The following is a 15,687-nucleotide window of genomic DNA, read 5'->3' as shown; positions in this document are numbered from 1 at the left end:
GGGAGAGCTGCCCTGATCAGGGCCGGAGCAATGCCCGATTTGCGCTAATTCTCGGAAAAGCCGCTCACGGGGACGGGAGTGGCCGACGAGGTCAGGCCCGCCGCCGTGTAAGCGCCGGCCTCGTCGAGCGTCTCGTGTTCGAGCAGGGCCTTCACGATGGCGTCGAGCTTGTCGCGGTTGTCGGTGAGGATCTGGATCGCGCGCTCGTAGCACTCGTCCACGATCCGCCGCGCCTCCTCGTCGACGGTGGCGAGCGTCGCGGGCGAGGCCTGCGGCTGCTGTCCGTCGTTGGGGAGGATGGTCAGCGGACCGACCTTCTCCGACATGCCCCAGCGGCCGACCATGCCCCGGGCGATCATGGTGACCTGTTCCAGGTCGTTCTCGGCGCCCGTGGTGATGACCCCGTACACGACCTGCTCGGCCGCCATGCCGCCGAGCGCGCCGGTGATGCGCCCGCGCAGGTACTGCTCGTCGTAGGCGTACCGGTCGGTGTCGGGGGTGGACAGCGTGACCCCGAGCGCCCGCCCGCGCGGGATGATCGAGATCTTCCTGACCGGGTCGGCGCCCGGCTGGAGCATGCCGAGCAGCGCGTGACCGGCCTCGTGGAAGGCGGTCCTGGTGCGCTCCTCCTCCGGCATCACGATGCTGCGGGCCGCGCCGAGCTGCAGCTTCTCCAGCGCGTCGGCGAAGTCGGACATCGTGACCTTCTCCTTGCCGCGCTTGGCGGCGAGGAGGGCGGCCTCGTTGACCAGGTTGGCCAGGTCGGCGCCGGTCATGCCGGGGGTGGTCTTGGCGAGCTGGTCGGGGCTGACCTCGCCGTCCAGCGGCACGCCCCGCGTGTGCACCTGCAGGATGGCGGTGCGGCCGGCCGCGTCCGGCAGCCCCACCTGGACCGTACGGTCGAAGCGCCCGGGACGCAGGAGCGCCGGGTCGAGCACCTCGGGACGGTTCGTGGCCCCGATGACGATCACGCCCTCGGCGCCGGAGAAGCCGTCCATCTCGGTGAGGATCTGGTTCAGCGTCTGCTCGCGCTCGTCGTGGCCGCCGAGGCCGCCGGCACCGCCGCGGGCCCGGCCGATGGCGTCGATCTCGTCGATGAACACGATCGACGGCGCCACCTTCCGCGCCTCCTCGAACAGGTCGCGCACCCGCGAGGCGCCCACGCCCACGATCATCTCGATGAACTCGGAGGCGCTGGCCGAGAAGAACGGCACCTTGGCCTCGCCCGCGACCGCCCTGGCCAGCAGCGTCTTACCGGTGCCGGGAGGGCCGGCGAGCAGCACGCCCTTGGGCAGCTTCGCGCCGAGACGACGGTATTTCCCGGGGTCCTTGAGGTAGTCGACGATCTCGACGAGCTCGTTCTCGACCTCGTCGATGCCGGCGACGTCGTCGAACGTGACCCGCACCTGCCCGGCCTCGACCGGCTTGGCGGCCTTGGACCTGCCGAGCCCGCCCAGGCCGCCGCCCATCATGCTCGCGCCGCGGCGCATGACCCAGATCCACAGCCCGGCCAGCAGCAGCACGGGCAGCAGCGAGAGCAGCAGGTTGGAGAAGAAGCCACGGGTGATCGGCTTGGAGGTGATCTCGACCTGGCCGGTGGACAACTGCTGGTCGAGCTGGTCGGTGTTGGCGAAGGCCGGGATCTCGGTCGCGAACTTCGTGTAGGACTCGTTGCTCTCGGGGTTCTTCGCCGCCGACCGCAGGTCGCCCTCGACGGACAGGCCCTGGGCGTAGATGTCCTTGACGTTCTTGGAGTTCACCTGCTTGGTGAACTCGGTGTACGAGATCGTCTCGACGGATCCGCTGTCTACGAACGACGACACGACGAAAAAGCCTGCGTACACCACGAGCAAGGTGACGACGAAGCGCCACCAGTTGATCTTGGGCCGGCCTCCGGGTGTGCCGGGCAGGCCCTCCGAACGCCAGGGCGGCTTGCCCTTGCCGTTCTTCGGTGCCTGCGGCTGTCCCGAGCGTTCCACGGCGTCACTCCCCACATCGCCGCATACATGATCCTTTTAGCCTAGAACACGCACCCCGGCGACCACGCGGCTGATGTCACGCCACTGCTTGCGCTGCGAGTCAGGCACTGTGACGAACGCCAGCCCCGGCTTACTCATTCCCCCGTCCATCACGACGACGGCCGCCCGCGACTGATGCTTTCCGTATTCGACGCGATATACGAGCATCCAGCCGCGCTTGACCGGTTGCGAGGCGAGCCAGGTGATCCTGGAGCCTTCGGGGTGGTGGTTGAGCGTCCAGCGGGCCGCGAGCAGCGCCGTGTCACGTGGGGACTTCTGCCGCATGGTCGGGAGCGGACATGTGACGAACATCCCACGCAGGCCGGCGCGCGTCTTGGGGAGCACCTGCTTGGAGGTGAACGGCGCCGCGCCGTACGACTTCCACGGCTTGGAGAGGTTCGGTACGGCCAGCCCGATGCGCCTGTCCTTGACGACCTTCCTGGACGGGGAGGCCAGCGACATCCGCTTGATCCGGCCTGTCAGCTTGGGGACGCGCGGGTCGGCGTACAGGGCCTGCATGGCCGTGTAACCGGGCGCGAGCGACGGGCCGGGCGAGGGCGTCGCCTCCGCTGTGGGAGTTACAGACGGAGGGGCCGCAGACGGAGGAGCCGCGGTGGAAGGCCCAGTGGAAGGCGCGGTGGAAGGCGCGGTGGAAGGCGCGGGGCCGGACGAGGACGGTGCGGCCGGCGGCGCGGTTACCGGCCCCGCCGCGACCTCGTCCGGCCCTGACGGGAGCACCACGGCCAGCGTCGCGGCCGCGGCCACGACCAGGCCGATCGCGGCGAGCCCCCGGTACACCACCCGCATCCGGATATCTCCGATACGGGAGCGTTTGGGCGGAGAAGCAGGGGTTCCGGGCCTCGCCGCGGTCCTCACTTGGGAACCCATGATCTCTTCTTCCCCATCGAGCACGAGCGGAGCGTACGACATATCCAGCCATTGCGCGTCGGAAGCTACCGAAGTGCAATCATGGACGACGTGGAACAGGTTGAGCTGCGATTCGACCATGCCGCGCGAGCGGCCCAAACGCACACGAACCTCTCAGCGATCCGGCAGGGCTCCGCCGGTCTCTGGGTGGCCGGCGACGAGACCGCGACCTTCGAGCACCTGACCTGGCTGGGCGACCATTTCGGCGACCAGCGCACGTTCCCGCTGGCCGACTACGTCGAGCTGCCCGCGGGCCCCGAGGACGAGGCCGACATCGAGGGGCTGGCCCGCGCGAACGGCTATCTCTGGCTGGTCGGCTCCCACAGCCTCAAGCGCAAGAAGGTCAAGTCGAAGGACCCGGAGAAGGCCGCCGACCGGCTGGCCACGGTGGTCAGGGAGGAGAACCGGTTCATCCTGACCCGGCTGCCGCTCCACGACGAGACTCCGGGCCCTGGAACGATCCTCGCCGGCCGGGACAACCTGACCACGCACATGCGCGACGACCGGCACCTGGCGCCGTTCCTGGAGCTGCCAGGCAAGGACAACGGGCTCGACGTCGAAGGCATCGCCGTCGTGTCCGAGCGGATCTACCTCGGGCTGCGCGGCCCCGTGCTGCGGGGCTGGGCGGTGCTGCTGGAGCTGCGGCTCGAGGAGGCGGGCAGGTCACGGCTGCGGCTGCGGGAGCCGTACCGCAAGCACTTCCTGGACCTGGGCGGGCTGGGCGTGCGGGACCTCTGCCCGGACGGGGACTCGCTGCTGATCCTCGCCGGCCCGACCATGGACCTCGACGGTCCCGTACGGATCGTGCGCTGGCGGCCCGGCACCAGGCAGGGGGTCGTCCCCGAAGGGGAGCTGGAGACGGTGATCGAGCTCCCCTACGGCGTGAAGTCCGACCACCCCGAAGGGCTGGCGCTGCTGGACGACGGCAGGATCATGGTCGTGTACGACAGCCCGTCGCCCGCGCGGATCACCCCGGCGGGAGGCGTGCTGGCGGACGTCTTCACGATCTAGCGACGCGTCCGCGCAACCAGGGCGCCTCGGCCACGAACGTGCACGAGCCCGGCTCGATCTCCGTGAACCCGGCATCGCGCACCACGGGCAGCCCCGCGGCGGCCATGGCGTCGAAGTCGCCCTGGGAGGCCGCGGTGCGCACGGACACCGCGAGCCCGCGGGCGCGCCAGGCCTCCCGCTCGGCCGCGTCACTGGCCCACCAGGCGAGCTGGGCGGCGTGCCCGGCCTGCGCCATGGCCTTGCCCGCGGACATGGCCAGGCCCGGATTGGCCCACAGGACCGGCGGCTCCGCGGGCGGCGGATCGGCGGTGTCGCTCAGCTCGGTGCCGCCCACCTGCAGCCGCGCGAGGTCGCGCGGCCAGCCGTCGAGCGGCACGGGCGGATGTACGCGCACCTCGGCCGTGCGGTGCTCGACGGTGCGCCCCGGCAGCGCGACCGCCCTGCGCCACTCGGCGCCCCTGGCCCGGCGGACCACCTTGCGGATCTTGCCGGTGGACTGCCAGGAGTGCAGCTCGGCGGCCCACTCGCCGGGGTCGTCCAGCAGGCTCAGCACGGCCATGGCGGCCGCTTCCAGCGCGTCGGTGCGTTCGGGAGGCGCGGCTCTCTCGATCCTGACGACCAGCGGCAGGACATAAAGCTCAGAATTCATCGCCCTCTAGCATGCACGATGGCCATGGACATGCCCGCGGCGAGGAGGCACAAGGCGCCGGCGCCGTACCAGGCGAGGTCGTAGTTGCCCAGGTGGTCGCGGGTGAGCCCGGCGGCGACGGCGGCGAACGCGGCCCCCACCTGGTGCGAGCCGAACACCCACCCGAACACCACGGCTCCGTCTGCCCCGTAGATCCGCCGGCACAGCGCCACCGTGGGCGGCACGGTCGCCACCCAGTCCAGCCCGTAGAACACGATGAAGATCAGCATGCTGGGCTCGGTCGTGGCCGCGAACAGGCTCGGCAGCACCATCAGAGAGAGCCCGCGCAGCGCGTAGTAGACGCCGAGCAGCACCTTGGGGTCGACCCGGTCGCTGAGCCAGCCGGACGCGATCGTGCCCGCGATGTCGAAGATCCCGATGACCGCCAGCAGGCCGGCGGCCACGGGCTCGGCCATGCCGTGGTCGTGCGCGGCGGGGATGAAGTGGGTGCCGACCAGGCCGTTCGTGCTGGCGCCGCAGATCGCGAAGCCGCCGGCGAGCAGCCAGAACGGCCGGGTCCTGGCCGCCGAGGCGAGCACGGTGACCGCTCTGACCGCCGCGTTCACCTTGCTCGGCGGCGCGGTGCGAACGGCTTCCGGCTCCGCGCCGAGCGCCGTCGTGCCCACGTCGGCGGGGTGGTCGCGCAGCAGCCACCACACGAACGGCACCACCGCCAGCGCCGCACCGGACACGGTCAGCGAGGCGAAGCGCCACCCCGGCCCCTCGGCGAGCTGGGCCAGCACGGGCAGGAAGATCAGCTGCCCGGTGGCGCCGGCCGCGGTGAGCACGCCCGTGACCAGCCCGCGGTGCCGGACGAACCAGCGGTCCACCACGGTCGCGGCGAACACCAGCGCCATCGAGCCCGTCCCGAGCCCGACGAGCACGCCCCAGAACAGCAGGAGCTGCCAGCTCGCCGTCATCAGCACGGTCAGGCCGCTGCCCGCGGCGATCAGCAGCAGCGCGAGGGAGACCACGCGGCGCATGCCGAAGCGGTCCATCAGGGCGGCGGCGAAGGGGGCGGTCAGGCCGTAGAGCACCAGGTTGATGGAGACCGCGAGGGAGATCGTGCCGGCCGACCAGCCAAACTCCTCCTGCAAGGGGGTGATCAGTACGCCGGGGGTGGCGCGGAACCCGGCCGCGCCCAGGATCGCCACGAAGGCGACGGCCGCCACGAACCAGGCCCGGTGCAGGCGGCGCGTGGGGGCGGTGGTGCTCAACGTCATGCGCCAATCCTGCTTTATCTCCTTACAAGGTCACGAGTGGCCGGATGGTCAATATGTGAAAGAATTCGGCCATGACACATCGCGTGGCAGTCGTCGTGCTCAACCACTTCGCCACGATCGACCTCGGCGTGCCCGGCCAGGTGTTCGGGACGGCCGAGACGGCGGACGGCGAGAAGTTGTACGAGGTGGTGACCTGCTCGGAGGGGCGGATGCCGGTCCGCTGTTCGGCGGGCTACAGCGTGCTGCCCGACCACGACCTCGATGTCCTCGACACCGCCGACACGGTCGTGGTGCCCGGCATCCACGCGGGCCGGGCGCTGCTCGACGGGACGATCTCGGACACGCTGGCCGCGGCGCTCCAAGGACGGCGCAGGATCCTGTCGATCTGCACGGGGGCGTTCGTGCTGGCGGCGGCGGGCCTGCTCGACGGGCGTCCGGCCACCACCCACTGGCGCGAGGCCGACCGGTTCGCCCGGCTCTTCCCGCAGGTCAAGCTCGACCCCGACGTGCTGTACGTGGACGACGGCGACGTGCTGACCTCGGCGGGCGTGGCGGCCGGGCTCGACCTGTGCTTCCACGTGATCAGGAACGACCACGGCAGCGAGGTGGCCAACCGCGCGGCCCGCCGCTGCGTCATGCCGCCGTGGCGGGACGGCGGCCAGGCCCAGTACATCGACCGGCACCTGCCGGAGGCGGGCGGCGGCACGGCGGCCACCCGCGACTGGATGCTGGCCCACCTGGAGCGCCCGCTCGACCTGACCGCGCTGGCCGAGCACGCCAGGATGAGCGTGCGCACGTTCACCAGGCGCTTCCGCGACGAGACCGGCGTGAGTCCGGCCAGGTGGCTGAACGGCCAGCGGGTCCAGCACGCCAGGCACCTGCTGGAGACGACCGAGCTGGGCGTGGAGGAGGTGGCCAGGAAGGCGGGGTTCGGGACGGCGGTCTCGCTCCGTCAGCATCTGCACGCGGCCGTGGGGGTTTCGCCGCTGGCGTACCGGCACACGTTCCGGCGACTCTGATTCCACCGGCAAAAGCCGCATTTCGGCCCTACAATCGGCCCCAGGAAGATCGACTAGAAAGGGTCGTCACATGGCCGAGGCGGATCGCGTACCCGCCGGGATCAACCCGAACGTGCCCAGCGTCGCCCGCATGTACGACTACTACCTCGGGGGCCGCGACAACTTCGCCGCCGACCGCGAGGCGGCCGAGAAGATGATGGAGATCGGCCGGCGGATGGGCAACGACGCCCGCGAGATCGCCCTGGCCAACCGCGCCTTCATCGGTCATGCCGTACGCATGCTCGCCGAGGCCGGGGTGCGCCAGTTCGTCGACATCGGCGCGGGCCTGCCCACCCAGGACAACGTGCACCAGGTGGCCCAGCGGCACGCCCCCGGCTCCCGCGTCGTCTACGTCGACAACGACCCCATCGTGCTGGTCCACGCCCGCGCGCTGCTGGCCAGGGACCCGGACGTCCTGGCGATCGAGGGCGACCTCAAGGATCCCGACGCCATCCTGGACGACCCGCGCGTGGCGGAGCACCTCGACCTCTCCCAGCCGTACGCCGTGCTGCTGGTCGCGGTGCTGCACTTCATCCACGACGACGCCGAGGCCGACCGGATCGCCGCGCGCATCCGCGAGCGCCTGCGGCCCGGGGGCCACCTGGTGCTGTCGCACCTGCTGTACGCGGGCCACGACATGGACGACGTCGCGACGGCCGGCCAGCAGGTCTACTCCAGCACGACCTCGGGCGGCCTGGCGCGGCGCGGCTACGACGAGATCGCCTCCTACTTCGACGGGCTGGAGCTGCTCGGCCCGGGTGTCGTGCCGGTGGCCGACTGGACGCCCGACGCCTCCCCCGGCGGCTCGTACGACCTCTCCAAGGGCGGCATCCTGGCCGGGGTGGGCCGCCGCCCGGCCTAGGCCGCCACCTCCAGACCCTCGCCGAACCAGGTCCTCAGGGCCTCGTCGAGGGTCTCGTCGGGCTCGCCCGCCCAGGCCACGTAGCCGTCGGGGCGCACCAGCACGGCGCCGTCGCCCTCGAAGGGCACCACGTGCACGCGCCCGTGCCGCACCCGCAGGCCGCCCGTCCCGTCGAGCAGCACGGGCCACGCGCGGGCGGCCGGCTCGGCCGGCAGGTCGGCCAGGAACCGGCCCGCCAGCGGATGCGCCGGCGCGGGCACCGGGTAGGCCAGGTCCGCTCCGGCCATCATGGCGGCGATGCGGCGGCGGGCGTCGTCGTCGCCCAGCAACTCGCCGAACACCTCACGCAGGGCCGTGATCTCGGGCCCCGGCGCGGCCAGCGCGAGCTGCGCCTGGGTGTGCACGGCGACCCGCAGGGCGGCCGGGCGGCGCTCGGCGTCGTAGGTGTCGAGCAGCCCAGGCGGCGCCCAGCCCCGCACCTCGGCGGCCAGCTTCCAGGCCAGGTTGGCGGCGTCCTGCAGGCCGAGGTTGAGGCCGGGCGCACCCATGGCCGAGTGGACGTGCGCGGCGTCGCCCACCACGAAGACCCTGCCCTCCCGGTAGCGGTCGGCGACGCGGGTGTTGCGGCCATTGAGTCGCCTGAGCAGGTGCGGGCCCTCGCCGGTGGGCTCGGCGAGCGGCAGGTCGGCGCCGAGCACGCGGGCCAGACCGGCGCGCAGCTCGCCGACGGTCATCGGCACGTCGTCGTCGGGCGCGGAGGCGTCCCATTCCATGGCGCTGACCAGCAGCGTCCCGTGGTCCGCGGGGAGGATCGCGTACGCGCCGCGCTCGGTCCTGTGCCAGGCGTACATCACGTACGTGCCCAGCCCCGGCACCTCCAGCTCCACCGTCCCGGGCCGGATCACCGCGCCCGGCACGGTGACGTGGGCGCTGCGGCTCACGACGTCGGTCGAGGTGACGCCGGGGAAGCCGATGCCCGCGAGCTTCCTGACCGTGCTGTGCGCGCCGTCGCAGCCCACCAGGTAGCGGGTGCGCAGCTCGTAGGCGCCCTCGGGCCCCCGGAGCTCCACCGAGACGCCGTGGGGGTCCTGGGTGAAGCCGAGCAGCTCGTGCCCGCGCCTGATCTCCACACCCAGCTCGACCGCCCGCCGCTCGATCAGCTCCTCCAGGGCGGGCTGCTTGATCCCCATCCCGTACAGCGGGTTGTCCTCCAGTCCGGCCAGGTTCAGCGGCAGCGCGCCGAACACGAACCCCGGCATCGGCGCGTCCCCCACGGCGAGGCCGCGCTGGTGGAGCAGCCTGACGACCTGGCCGACGATCCCGTTGGCCTTGGGCTGGTCGCTGCGCCGGGGCAGGCGCTCGACGACGGTCGGGCGCACTCCGGCCAGGGCCAGCTCGCAGGCCAGCATCAGCCCGTTGGGGCCGCCGCCGATGATCACGATGTCCATGCGTTCTCCTCAGAGGGAAGGGTCGGGCAGCCCCGCCGCCAGCGCGCGCAGGGCCTCGCGCAGCAGGGGCACGAGCGGCACCGGCGGGTCGGAGCGCAGCCAGTGGGCGACGGCCGCCTGCACGGCGGAGCCCACGGCGACGGCCACGAGGTGGGGGTAGAGGTCGCGGGCGGCGTCGGTGCCGGTGCGCTCGGCCACGGCCGCGGCCAGCTCGTTGTTCCCGGCGAACACCATCTGCAGCGACTCGGCCCGCAGCGCGGGCTCTTCCGCCAGCATCCTGATGCTCGCCAGCACTTCGGGGTCGGGCGCCACGTCCGTGCGGGCCAGCGCCCAGGGCTCGACCATGGCCTCGGTCAGCGCCTCCCACAGCGGCTCCGCCGGCGGCCGGGCCCGCAGCGCCGCCACCGAACGCGTGATGCGGTCGATGTGGCGGGCGGCGATCGCCTCGTACTTGCTGGAGAAGTAGTTGTTGAACGTGCGGGGCGAGACGCCGACCTCGGCGGCGATGTCCTCGACGCGTACGCGCTCCAGCCCGCGCTCGTGAGCCAGCCGGAGGGCGGCCGTCATCAGCGCCTCGCGCGTGGCCTGCTTCTTCCGCTCTCTCAGTCCGCTCATGGACTCACCGTAGGCAAAAAGTGCGGAGTCCGCAAATTTTCTGACTACGCATGTTTTGGTCTAACGGATGACAGAGTCCAAACGCGTTAGATTGGGAGCATGTCCCTGACCCTCGAATTCGTCAGCACGATCAGGGCCGAGCGGTCCGGATTGGTCGACAGGCTGGCCGACACGGACGGCATGACGGCCTGGGTGCGGACGCACGCGCCCGACCTCGGCGACCTCACCGTCACGGAGGAGCTGCGGCAGGAGACGGTGCGCCTGCGCCAGGCCGTACGCGCCCTGTTCGCCAAGACCGTGGCGCCGGGCCCGCCGAGCCGGGCGGACGCGGCGAGCCTGCCCGGGTTCGAGGAGTCGCTGGCCCTGATCAACGCCACCGCCCTGGCCGCCCCCACCGCACCCCAACTGCACTGGAACGGCGAACCGTCCCTCGCCACCGCGCCCGCGACGCAGGCCTCCCCCGGCACGCGACTGCTGGCCAGGCTCGCCACGGCGGCCGTCGAGTTCCTCGCGGGGCCGGACCGCGTCCTGGTCCGCACCTGCCAGGCCCCGCGCTGCGTGCTCTATTTCGTCAAGGAGCACCCCCGCCAGGAGTGGTGCTCGACGGGATGCGGCAACCGAGCCCGGGCGGCCAGGCACTACAGAGAGCACAAGAAAATCTAACGCTTGCAAGACCGAGTTGCCGTTATAGTGTTTCTAACGGCAACTCGGCCGCGCATGCGTTAGAGGAGTGGGAATGTCCTTCCAGACCGGGCACGTCGGGCTCAACGTCACCGATCTCGACAAGTCCAAAGAGTTCTACACGCGGGTCTTCGGCTTCGCGGTGGCGGGCGAGTCGCACGAGGACGGCCGCCGGTACGCGTTCCTGACCCAGGACGGCACGCTGGTGCTGACGCTCTGGCAGCAGAGCGCGGGCCGCTTCGAGGCAGGCCGGCCGGGCCTGCACCACCTGTCGTTCCAGGTGGCGGACCTCGACGCGGTACGCCGGGCGGAGACGGTGATCAGGGAGATCGGCGCGACCCTCTTCCATGACGGCGTCGTGCCGCACCGCGAGGGCGCCTCGTCGGGCGGCGTGTTCTTCGCCGACCCCGACGGCATCCGGCTGGAGATCTTCGCCCCGGACGCCGCGGGTGACCGGCCCGCGCCCAGCTCTGACGCGCCGACCTGCGGGTTCTTCTAATGAGGCATCCGGGCGAGGTCGCCGTGCAGCGCCGGACGGGGGTGCGGCTGGAGGACCACGGGAGCTCGCGGACACGCCCGGAGATCCCGGAGCCGGCCGCCGAGTTCCTGCGGAACCAGCACATGATCGTCCTGGGCGCGGCCGACGACGGCGGGCGCGTGTGGGCGGGCGTGCTCACGGGCCCCACGGGGTTCGCCTCCGCGGCGGACGACCGCACGATCGTGCTGCACGCCTTGCCGGGCGCCGACGACCCTCTCCACGGGCTGTTCGAGCGGGAACGGGACGTCGGCCTGATCGCCATCGAACCGCACACGCGGCGCCGGATGCGCGTGAACGGCACCGCCGTACGGGCCGGCGACACCCTGGTGGTGTGGACGGAGCAGGTCTACTCCAACTGCCCCAAGTACATCCAGACCCGCTCCCCCACCTCCGCTCCGGGCGAGCCGGCGGGGCTGGGGCGCGGGATCGCGCTGCCGGACCGGCACCGTACGTGGATCGCGGAGGCGGACACGTTCTTCATCGCCACGCGGGCCGAAGGGCTCGGGGCGGACGTGTCGCACCGGGGCGGCAACCCCGGATTCGTCCGGGTGACGGGGGCGCGCTCGCTGGAGTTCCCCGACTACCAGGGCAACGCGATGTACATGACACTGGGCAATCTGGAGCTGGACCCGGCGGCCGGGCTGCTGTTCGTGGACTGGGAGCGTGGGGAGACGCTGCAGCTCACGGGCCGGGCCCGGGTCGAATGGGGGGACCGGCGGACGGTGCGCTTCGAGCTGGACGAGTACGCGCACCTGGGCGGGACCATGTCGGCCGGCTGGACCGCCCCCGGCTATCACCGCTTCAACCCCCCGGTCGAGGCAGGCGCTTCTCGAACCAGTGATGCGCGTACGGCTCGTCGCTGAACGCCGCCACCTCCCGGTAGCCGCTCGCCCGATAGAGGGCGACGGCTTCCGTGAGCGCCCGGTTGGTCTCCAGCCGTAGTGTGCGGACGCCCTGGGCGGCCGCCTTCCCCTCCGCCTCGGCGAGCAGCCGCCGCCCCAGCCCCAGCCCGCGCACGGCCGGGTCCACCCACATCCGCTTGATCTCGGCGGACCCGGCCTCCGGATGGAGCTTGAGCGCCACGCACCCGACCGGCTCGGCGTGCAGCGCGGCGACCAGCAGCATCCCGGCCGGCAGCCGCAGCTCGGCGTCGGTGGCGGAGATGCTGCGGGCCGGGTCGAAGCCGCCCTCGAACCGGCGGGCCAGCTCGTCGGCGTAGGCCTGGAGGCAGCGGCGGGCGCCGGGATGGCGCGGGTCGAGCACGTCGATGGCGATCATGGAGGCGAGCAGCAGGCGCTCGACCTCGGACATGGCGGCCACGAGGCGGTCGCGCTGCGCGTCGGAGAGCGGCTCGAGGAGGTCCGCCGCCGCCTCGTCGGACCGGCGGTCCAGCTCCTCCCGCTCGGCGAGCCCCGCCGGCGTGAGCCGGGCCGTGCGAACCCGGCCGTCGGAGCCGCCGTCGTCCGTGACCACCAGCCCGTCGGCCTCCAGCGACCGCAGCAGCCTGCTCAGGTAGCCGGAGTCGAGGTCGAGCCGCGTCCGCAGGACGCGCACCTCGCTGCCCTCCGCGCCGATCTCCCAGAGCACCCGCGACTGCCCGAGCGCCCGATCCCTGGCCAGGAAGCTGTCGTTGAGCGCCCCGATCCGCTGCGTCACGGTCCGCTGGAACCTGCGCACCTGGCCGATCGCCGCACCGTCCATATCTCTGACCTTAGTCAGGGAATCCCTCCTTCGCGAGGTCACAGCCACGGACCGGCGATCGGCACCGCGCTGTAGTCCTCCCCCGTGACCGGGCGGATGTCCTTCCAGTGCACCCATCGCGCGCCCTCGCTCGCCTGCGGCGGCCAGAGCAGGAATCCCCATCGCACCCCTTCGGCGTCGTCGCCCCACGCCAGCAGGTAGCGGGCCGCCGTGGCGTGCTCCACCACGGGCGGACGCCAGAGCTCGGGCAGGTCCTGCGTGTCGGTATCCATACCGATCATTATACGAACACGCATTCGATATCTCCAGAAGTGCTAGGCTATGACTGAATATCCGATCCAGTCATAGGGACACACATGGCTGTGGCATTCACGACCGAGGACCGGGCGCGCATCACCGCGTCCCTGCTCGACACCGCAGAAGAGCTCTTCGCCACCCAGGGCCTGAAGAAGACCTCGCTCGACGAGCTGGTCGCGGCCTCGGGCATCGCCAAGGGCAGCTTCTACGCGTTCTTCGAGTCCAAGGAGGAGCTGTACAAGGAGGTGATGATCCGCAGGGCGCCCATGCTCGGCAAGCGGCTGGCCGCCGCCCTGGACCGGCCGCCCGGCGTCGAGGCGCTCGCCCACATCATGCGCGAGTTGATCGACGTGCTCACCACCGACCCGTTCTACCGACGGCTGCTCACCCGGCCCGAGGAGCTGGAGGCGGTGGCGCGCAGGGTCGGGGCCGAGGAGGTCGCCCGCGTCACGCCCCACCTGCTGACGCCGCTGCTCGACTACCTCGCCCGGGGGCAGGCCGACGGCGTCATCGTCGCGGACGTCCCGCCCGAGGTGCTGGTCGGCGTGCTGCGCACGGCCGGCCTGCTGGTGCTCAACCGCGACAGGTTCGGGCCCGACCACTCCCAGGTGGTCGAGGCCACCGTCAACGCGCTGGCCAGGGGGCTCGTCGCATGAATGTGCTGAAGAAGTACGCGCAGGCCGCGGGCATGACGGACGAGGCGTGGAAGCGGCACGCCAACCCGTGGAGCGTCTGGACCCGGTTCGCCGCCATCCCGCTGATGATCGCGGCCATCTGGAGCAGGGAGTGGCTCGGCTGGTGGGCCCTCGCCCCGGTGGGCCTGGTCGTCGTCTGGCTGGCGGTCAACCCGCACGTCTTCCCGGCGATCGAGCAGCCCGGCAGCTGGTCGGCCCGGGGCATCTACGGCGAGAAGCTGTGGCTGCGCGACCGGTCGCTGGTCACCGGCGACCACCGCAACGTGCAGCGGCTGCTCATCGGTGTCGGCTCGGCGGGGTTCGCGCTGCTCATCTGGGGGCTGATCACGCTCGACATCTGGCCGACGGTGTTCGGCGCCACGCTGGTCACGCTCGGCCAGCTCTGGCGCATCGACCGGCTCGGCCAGCTCTACCTGGCCCACCAGGACACCGCCCGCGAGTAGGAACACCGGGACAACGCGAAACCGCCCCTACCCATCGAAGTGGGGTAGAGGCGGCCAGGTCGGGGTGGAGCTATGGGGATTCGAACCCCAGACCTCCTCCATGCCATGGAGGCGCGCTACCAACTGCGCCATAGCCCCTTGCTGCGTGTACGAGTGTATCCGACTTACGGACCCTTCAAGCACACGTTAAAAAGTAAGCATACGCAGGGTAAAAGCTTGCTACTGTCCGTTGCCGTGCCCAGCGTGCGACCACTACCCCTGACCCCGCGATGCGCCCAGCTCCTCGACCGCCGCGAGCATGCCGTGATCGGCGTCAGCGCGCTCAACGGGTACTTCACCCCCCGCACCATCAGACACCTGCTCGACTGGGCGACCCGGACGTTCGCCCGGGTGCACGTCCTCGTGCCCGGCGTCGAGCTGGCCGGGACGCTGGTCGCCAGGGGGTGTCCGGAGGCCAAGGCCGGGGCCAAGGCGAGGGCGGCGGCCAACAACACGCGCAACCGGGTGATCCGCGCGCTCGACGCCCTCGACCCGCCCAACGCCACCGTGTTCGACTGGAACGAGCTGGCCTCCGTCCCGGCCTACGACGGCGCGCGGACGAGGCTGGAGCGGCTGTTCGCCACCGACCCGGTCTTCAGGGAGCACTGCATGGACGCGGTACGGCCGATCGTCGGCGCGCCGGAGCTCACCCGCGAGCAGGCCGAGAACGCCCTGCCGTTCCTCCTGGCCGAGCTGCCCTTCGTGATCGACACCCCGTCGATCCTCGGCACGGGCTCGTCGGTGTTCTGCTACCCCCGGCCGATGCCGATGGTGGACCTGCTCTACGCCGGCCTGCTGCCGGTGCGGCCGGCATCCGCGCAGGGATTCGTCTCCACCGCATTGACACAGGCAGCCCGCCCCGCCGACCATTTCAGTGACACTCTGTAAACACATCGTCACCAGAAGTGGCAGGCTATGGATGCGGATGCTCGAAATGCTGGACATGCGTTCGACACGAGCGACATGGATCACAACGGCTACCTCGACCACCGCGACATGATCGTGGTCGCCTCCGCGCTGTGCGCCCGGCTCGGGCTCTCCGGGCAGGGCGCGCAGCGGGTCTCGGACGCGTACGAGCGGGTCTGGCAGTACGCCGTCCACAACATCGGCACCGACCCCGAGGGTCGCATCAGCAGGGAGTCCTACATCGGCTACGCGCTGGCCCCGGAGCTCGACCGCGCCGAGTTCGTGGCCAACGTGGTCAGGCCGATCACCGACGCCCTCTGGGACGCGCTCGACGACGACGGTGACGACCGGCTCGACCGGGCCGAGTTCCTGCGCCTGTGGTCGGCGTACGACGTGGCGGGGGCGGCGTCACGGGCGTCCTTCGATCGGCTGCGCGGCAACAAGGTGGCGCACGTGTCGAAGGACGGGTTCGCCCAGGCGATGTACGACTTCTACTACAGCTCCGCCACCGCCGCCCCCATACTCGGCTGAAGCCCC

At 71.5% G+C, this 15,687-nt stretch carries 18 protein-coding genes and 1 tRNA gene; 10 read left to right on the top strand and 9 right to left on the bottom strand.

From position 1 onward, the window contains the following. Positions 1–44: 44 nt before the first annotated feature. A complete protein-coding gene (gene ftsH, locus AB0L65_RS43430) occupies positions 45–1,979 on the bottom strand; it encodes an ATP-dependent zinc metalloprotease FtsH (protein ID WP_364258583.1) in 1,935 nt (644 codons plus the stop codon). Positions 1,980–2,015: 36 nt separating this feature from the next. After that, positions 2,016–2,825 (bottom strand): hypothetical protein, encoded by an 810-nt coding sequence (locus tag AB0L65_RS43425; RefSeq protein ID WP_364258580.1) that lies wholly within the window; start codon positions 2,823–2,825, stop codon positions 2,016–2,018. Positions 2,826–2,987: 162 nt separating this feature from the next. Between AB0L65_RS43425 and AB0L65_RS43420 the strand changes: the two genes are divergently transcribed. Next, entirely contained in the window at positions 2,988–3,956 is a 969-nt protein-coding gene (locus AB0L65_RS43420) for a DUF3616 domain-containing protein (RefSeq protein WP_364258577.1), read from the top strand. Here AB0L65_RS43420 and AB0L65_RS43415 read toward each other — a convergent pair. Both AB0L65_RS43415 and AB0L65_RS43410 read right to left on the bottom strand, forming a co-directional pair. After that, on the bottom strand, positions 3,946–4,605 hold the full coding sequence (locus tag AB0L65_RS43415; protein ID WP_364258575.1) for an aminoacyl-tRNA hydrolase: 660 nt from the start codon (positions 4,603–4,605) through the stop codon (positions 3,946–3,948). The genes AB0L65_RS43420 and AB0L65_RS43415 overlap by 11 nt on opposite strands. After that, positions 4,602–5,867, bottom strand: a complete 1,266-nt coding sequence (locus AB0L65_RS43410) for an MFS transporter (RefSeq protein WP_364258572.1) — start codon at positions 5,865–5,867, stop codon at positions 4,602–4,604. The genes AB0L65_RS43415 and AB0L65_RS43410 overlap by 4 nt, the downstream gene beginning before the upstream one ends. 71 nt (positions 5,868–5,938) lie before the next feature. On the opposite strand from AB0L65_RS43410, the gene AB0L65_RS43405 reads away from it, so the two are divergent. Then, positions 5,939–6,886, top strand: a complete 948-nt coding sequence (locus tag AB0L65_RS43405; protein ID WP_357748180.1) for a helix-turn-helix domain-containing protein — start codon at positions 5,939–5,941, stop codon at positions 6,884–6,886. A gap of 70 nt (positions 6,887–6,956) precedes the next feature. After that, positions 6,957–7,787, top strand: coding sequence for an SAM-dependent methyltransferase (locus AB0L65_RS43400; protein WP_364258569.1), 831 nt, complete (start codon positions 6,957–6,959; stop codon positions 7,785–7,787). Here the strand turns inward: AB0L65_RS43400 and AB0L65_RS43395 are convergent. Both AB0L65_RS43395 and AB0L65_RS43390 read right to left on the bottom strand, forming a co-directional pair. After that, positions 7,784–9,235 (bottom strand): FAD-dependent monooxygenase, encoded by a 1,452-nt coding sequence (locus AB0L65_RS43395; protein WP_364258567.1) that lies wholly within the window; start codon positions 9,233–9,235, stop codon positions 7,784–7,786. The genes AB0L65_RS43400 and AB0L65_RS43395 overlap by 4 nt on opposite strands. A 9-nt stretch (positions 9,236–9,244) precedes the next feature. After that, positions 9,245–9,850, bottom strand: coding sequence for a TetR family transcriptional regulator (locus tag AB0L65_RS43390; RefSeq protein ID WP_364258564.1), 606 nt, complete (start codon positions 9,848–9,850; stop codon positions 9,245–9,247). A gap of 99 nt (positions 9,851–9,949) precedes the next feature. Here AB0L65_RS43390 and AB0L65_RS43385 point away from each other — a divergent pair, with 99 nt between their 5' ends. The 3 genes from AB0L65_RS43385 (at position 9,950) to AB0L65_RS43375 (ending at position 11,932) form a co-directional block, all read left to right on the top strand. Continuing rightward, the gene (locus tag AB0L65_RS43385; RefSeq protein WP_364258561.1) at positions 9,950–10,513 is read left to right on the top strand and encodes an ABATE domain-containing protein; all 564 of its coding nucleotides are present in this window, start codon (positions 9,950–9,952) and stop codon (positions 10,511–10,513) included. 73 nt (positions 10,514–10,586) lie between these two features. After that, positions 10,587–11,030: a VOC family protein gene (locus AB0L65_RS43380; RefSeq protein ID WP_364258558.1), complete on the top strand. Its 444-nt coding sequence runs from the start codon at positions 10,587–10,589 to the stop codon at positions 11,028–11,030. Further along, on the top strand, positions 11,030–11,932 hold the full coding sequence (locus tag AB0L65_RS43375) for a pyridoxamine 5'-phosphate oxidase family protein (protein WP_364258555.1): 903 nt from the start codon (positions 11,030–11,032) through the stop codon (positions 11,930–11,932). The genes AB0L65_RS43380 and AB0L65_RS43375 overlap by 1 nt, the downstream gene beginning before the upstream one ends. On the opposite strand, the gene AB0L65_RS43370 is transcribed toward AB0L65_RS43375, so the two are convergent. Further along, complete coding sequence (locus tag AB0L65_RS43370; RefSeq protein WP_364258552.1) at positions 11,871–12,770, bottom strand: bifunctional helix-turn-helix transcriptional regulator/GNAT family N-acetyltransferase; 900 nt, start codon at positions 12,768–12,770, stop codon at positions 11,871–11,873. The genes AB0L65_RS43375 and AB0L65_RS43370 overlap by 62 nt on opposite strands. Before the next feature lie 38 nt (positions 12,771–12,808). Then, positions 12,809–13,042 carry a hypothetical protein gene (locus AB0L65_RS43365; protein ID WP_364258549.1) on the bottom strand — a complete coding sequence of 78 codons (234 nt, stop codon included), beginning with the start codon at positions 13,040–13,042 and terminating at the stop codon, positions 12,809–12,811. 84 nt (positions 13,043–13,126) lie between these two features. Between AB0L65_RS43365 and AB0L65_RS43360 the strand changes: the two genes are divergently transcribed. Both AB0L65_RS43360 and AB0L65_RS43355 read left to right on the top strand, forming a co-directional pair. After that, positions 13,127–13,723 (top strand): TetR/AcrR family transcriptional regulator, encoded by a 597-nt coding sequence (locus AB0L65_RS43360; RefSeq protein ID WP_364258546.1) that lies wholly within the window; start codon positions 13,127–13,129, stop codon positions 13,721–13,723. Continuing rightward, complete coding sequence (locus tag AB0L65_RS43355) at positions 13,720–14,205, top strand: DUF6653 family protein (protein WP_364258543.1); 486 nt, start codon at positions 13,720–13,722, stop codon at positions 14,203–14,205. The genes AB0L65_RS43360 and AB0L65_RS43355 overlap by 4 nt, the downstream gene beginning before the upstream one ends. 65 nt (positions 14,206–14,270) lie before the next feature. Here the strand turns inward: AB0L65_RS43355 and AB0L65_RS43350 are convergent. After that, positions 14,271–14,343: transfer RNA gene (locus tag AB0L65_RS43350), tRNA-Ala, on the bottom strand. A gap of 105 nt (positions 14,344–14,448) precedes the next feature. Between AB0L65_RS43350 and AB0L65_RS43345 the strand changes: the two genes are divergently transcribed. After that, positions 14,449–15,132: a tRNA-dependent cyclodipeptide synthase gene (locus AB0L65_RS43345; protein WP_364258540.1), complete on the top strand. Its 684-nt coding sequence runs from the start codon at positions 14,449–14,451 to the stop codon at positions 15,130–15,132. A gap of 75 nt (positions 15,133–15,207) precedes the next feature. Continuing rightward, on the top strand, positions 15,208–15,681 hold the full coding sequence (locus AB0L65_RS43340; RefSeq protein WP_364258537.1) for a hypothetical protein: 474 nt from the start codon (positions 15,208–15,210) through the stop codon (positions 15,679–15,681). Positions 15,682–15,687 lie beyond the last annotated feature (6 nt).

Origin of the sequence: Nonomuraea sp. NPDC052116 (assembly GCF_040680035.1) — a bacterium.
Taxonomy (GTDB): Bacteria; Actinomycetota; Actinomycetes; order Streptosporangiales; family Streptosporangiaceae; genus Nonomuraea; species Nonomuraea angiospora_A.
Note: the sequence above shows the minus strand (reverse complement) of the source record. Positions and strands in the feature narration are given on the sequence as shown.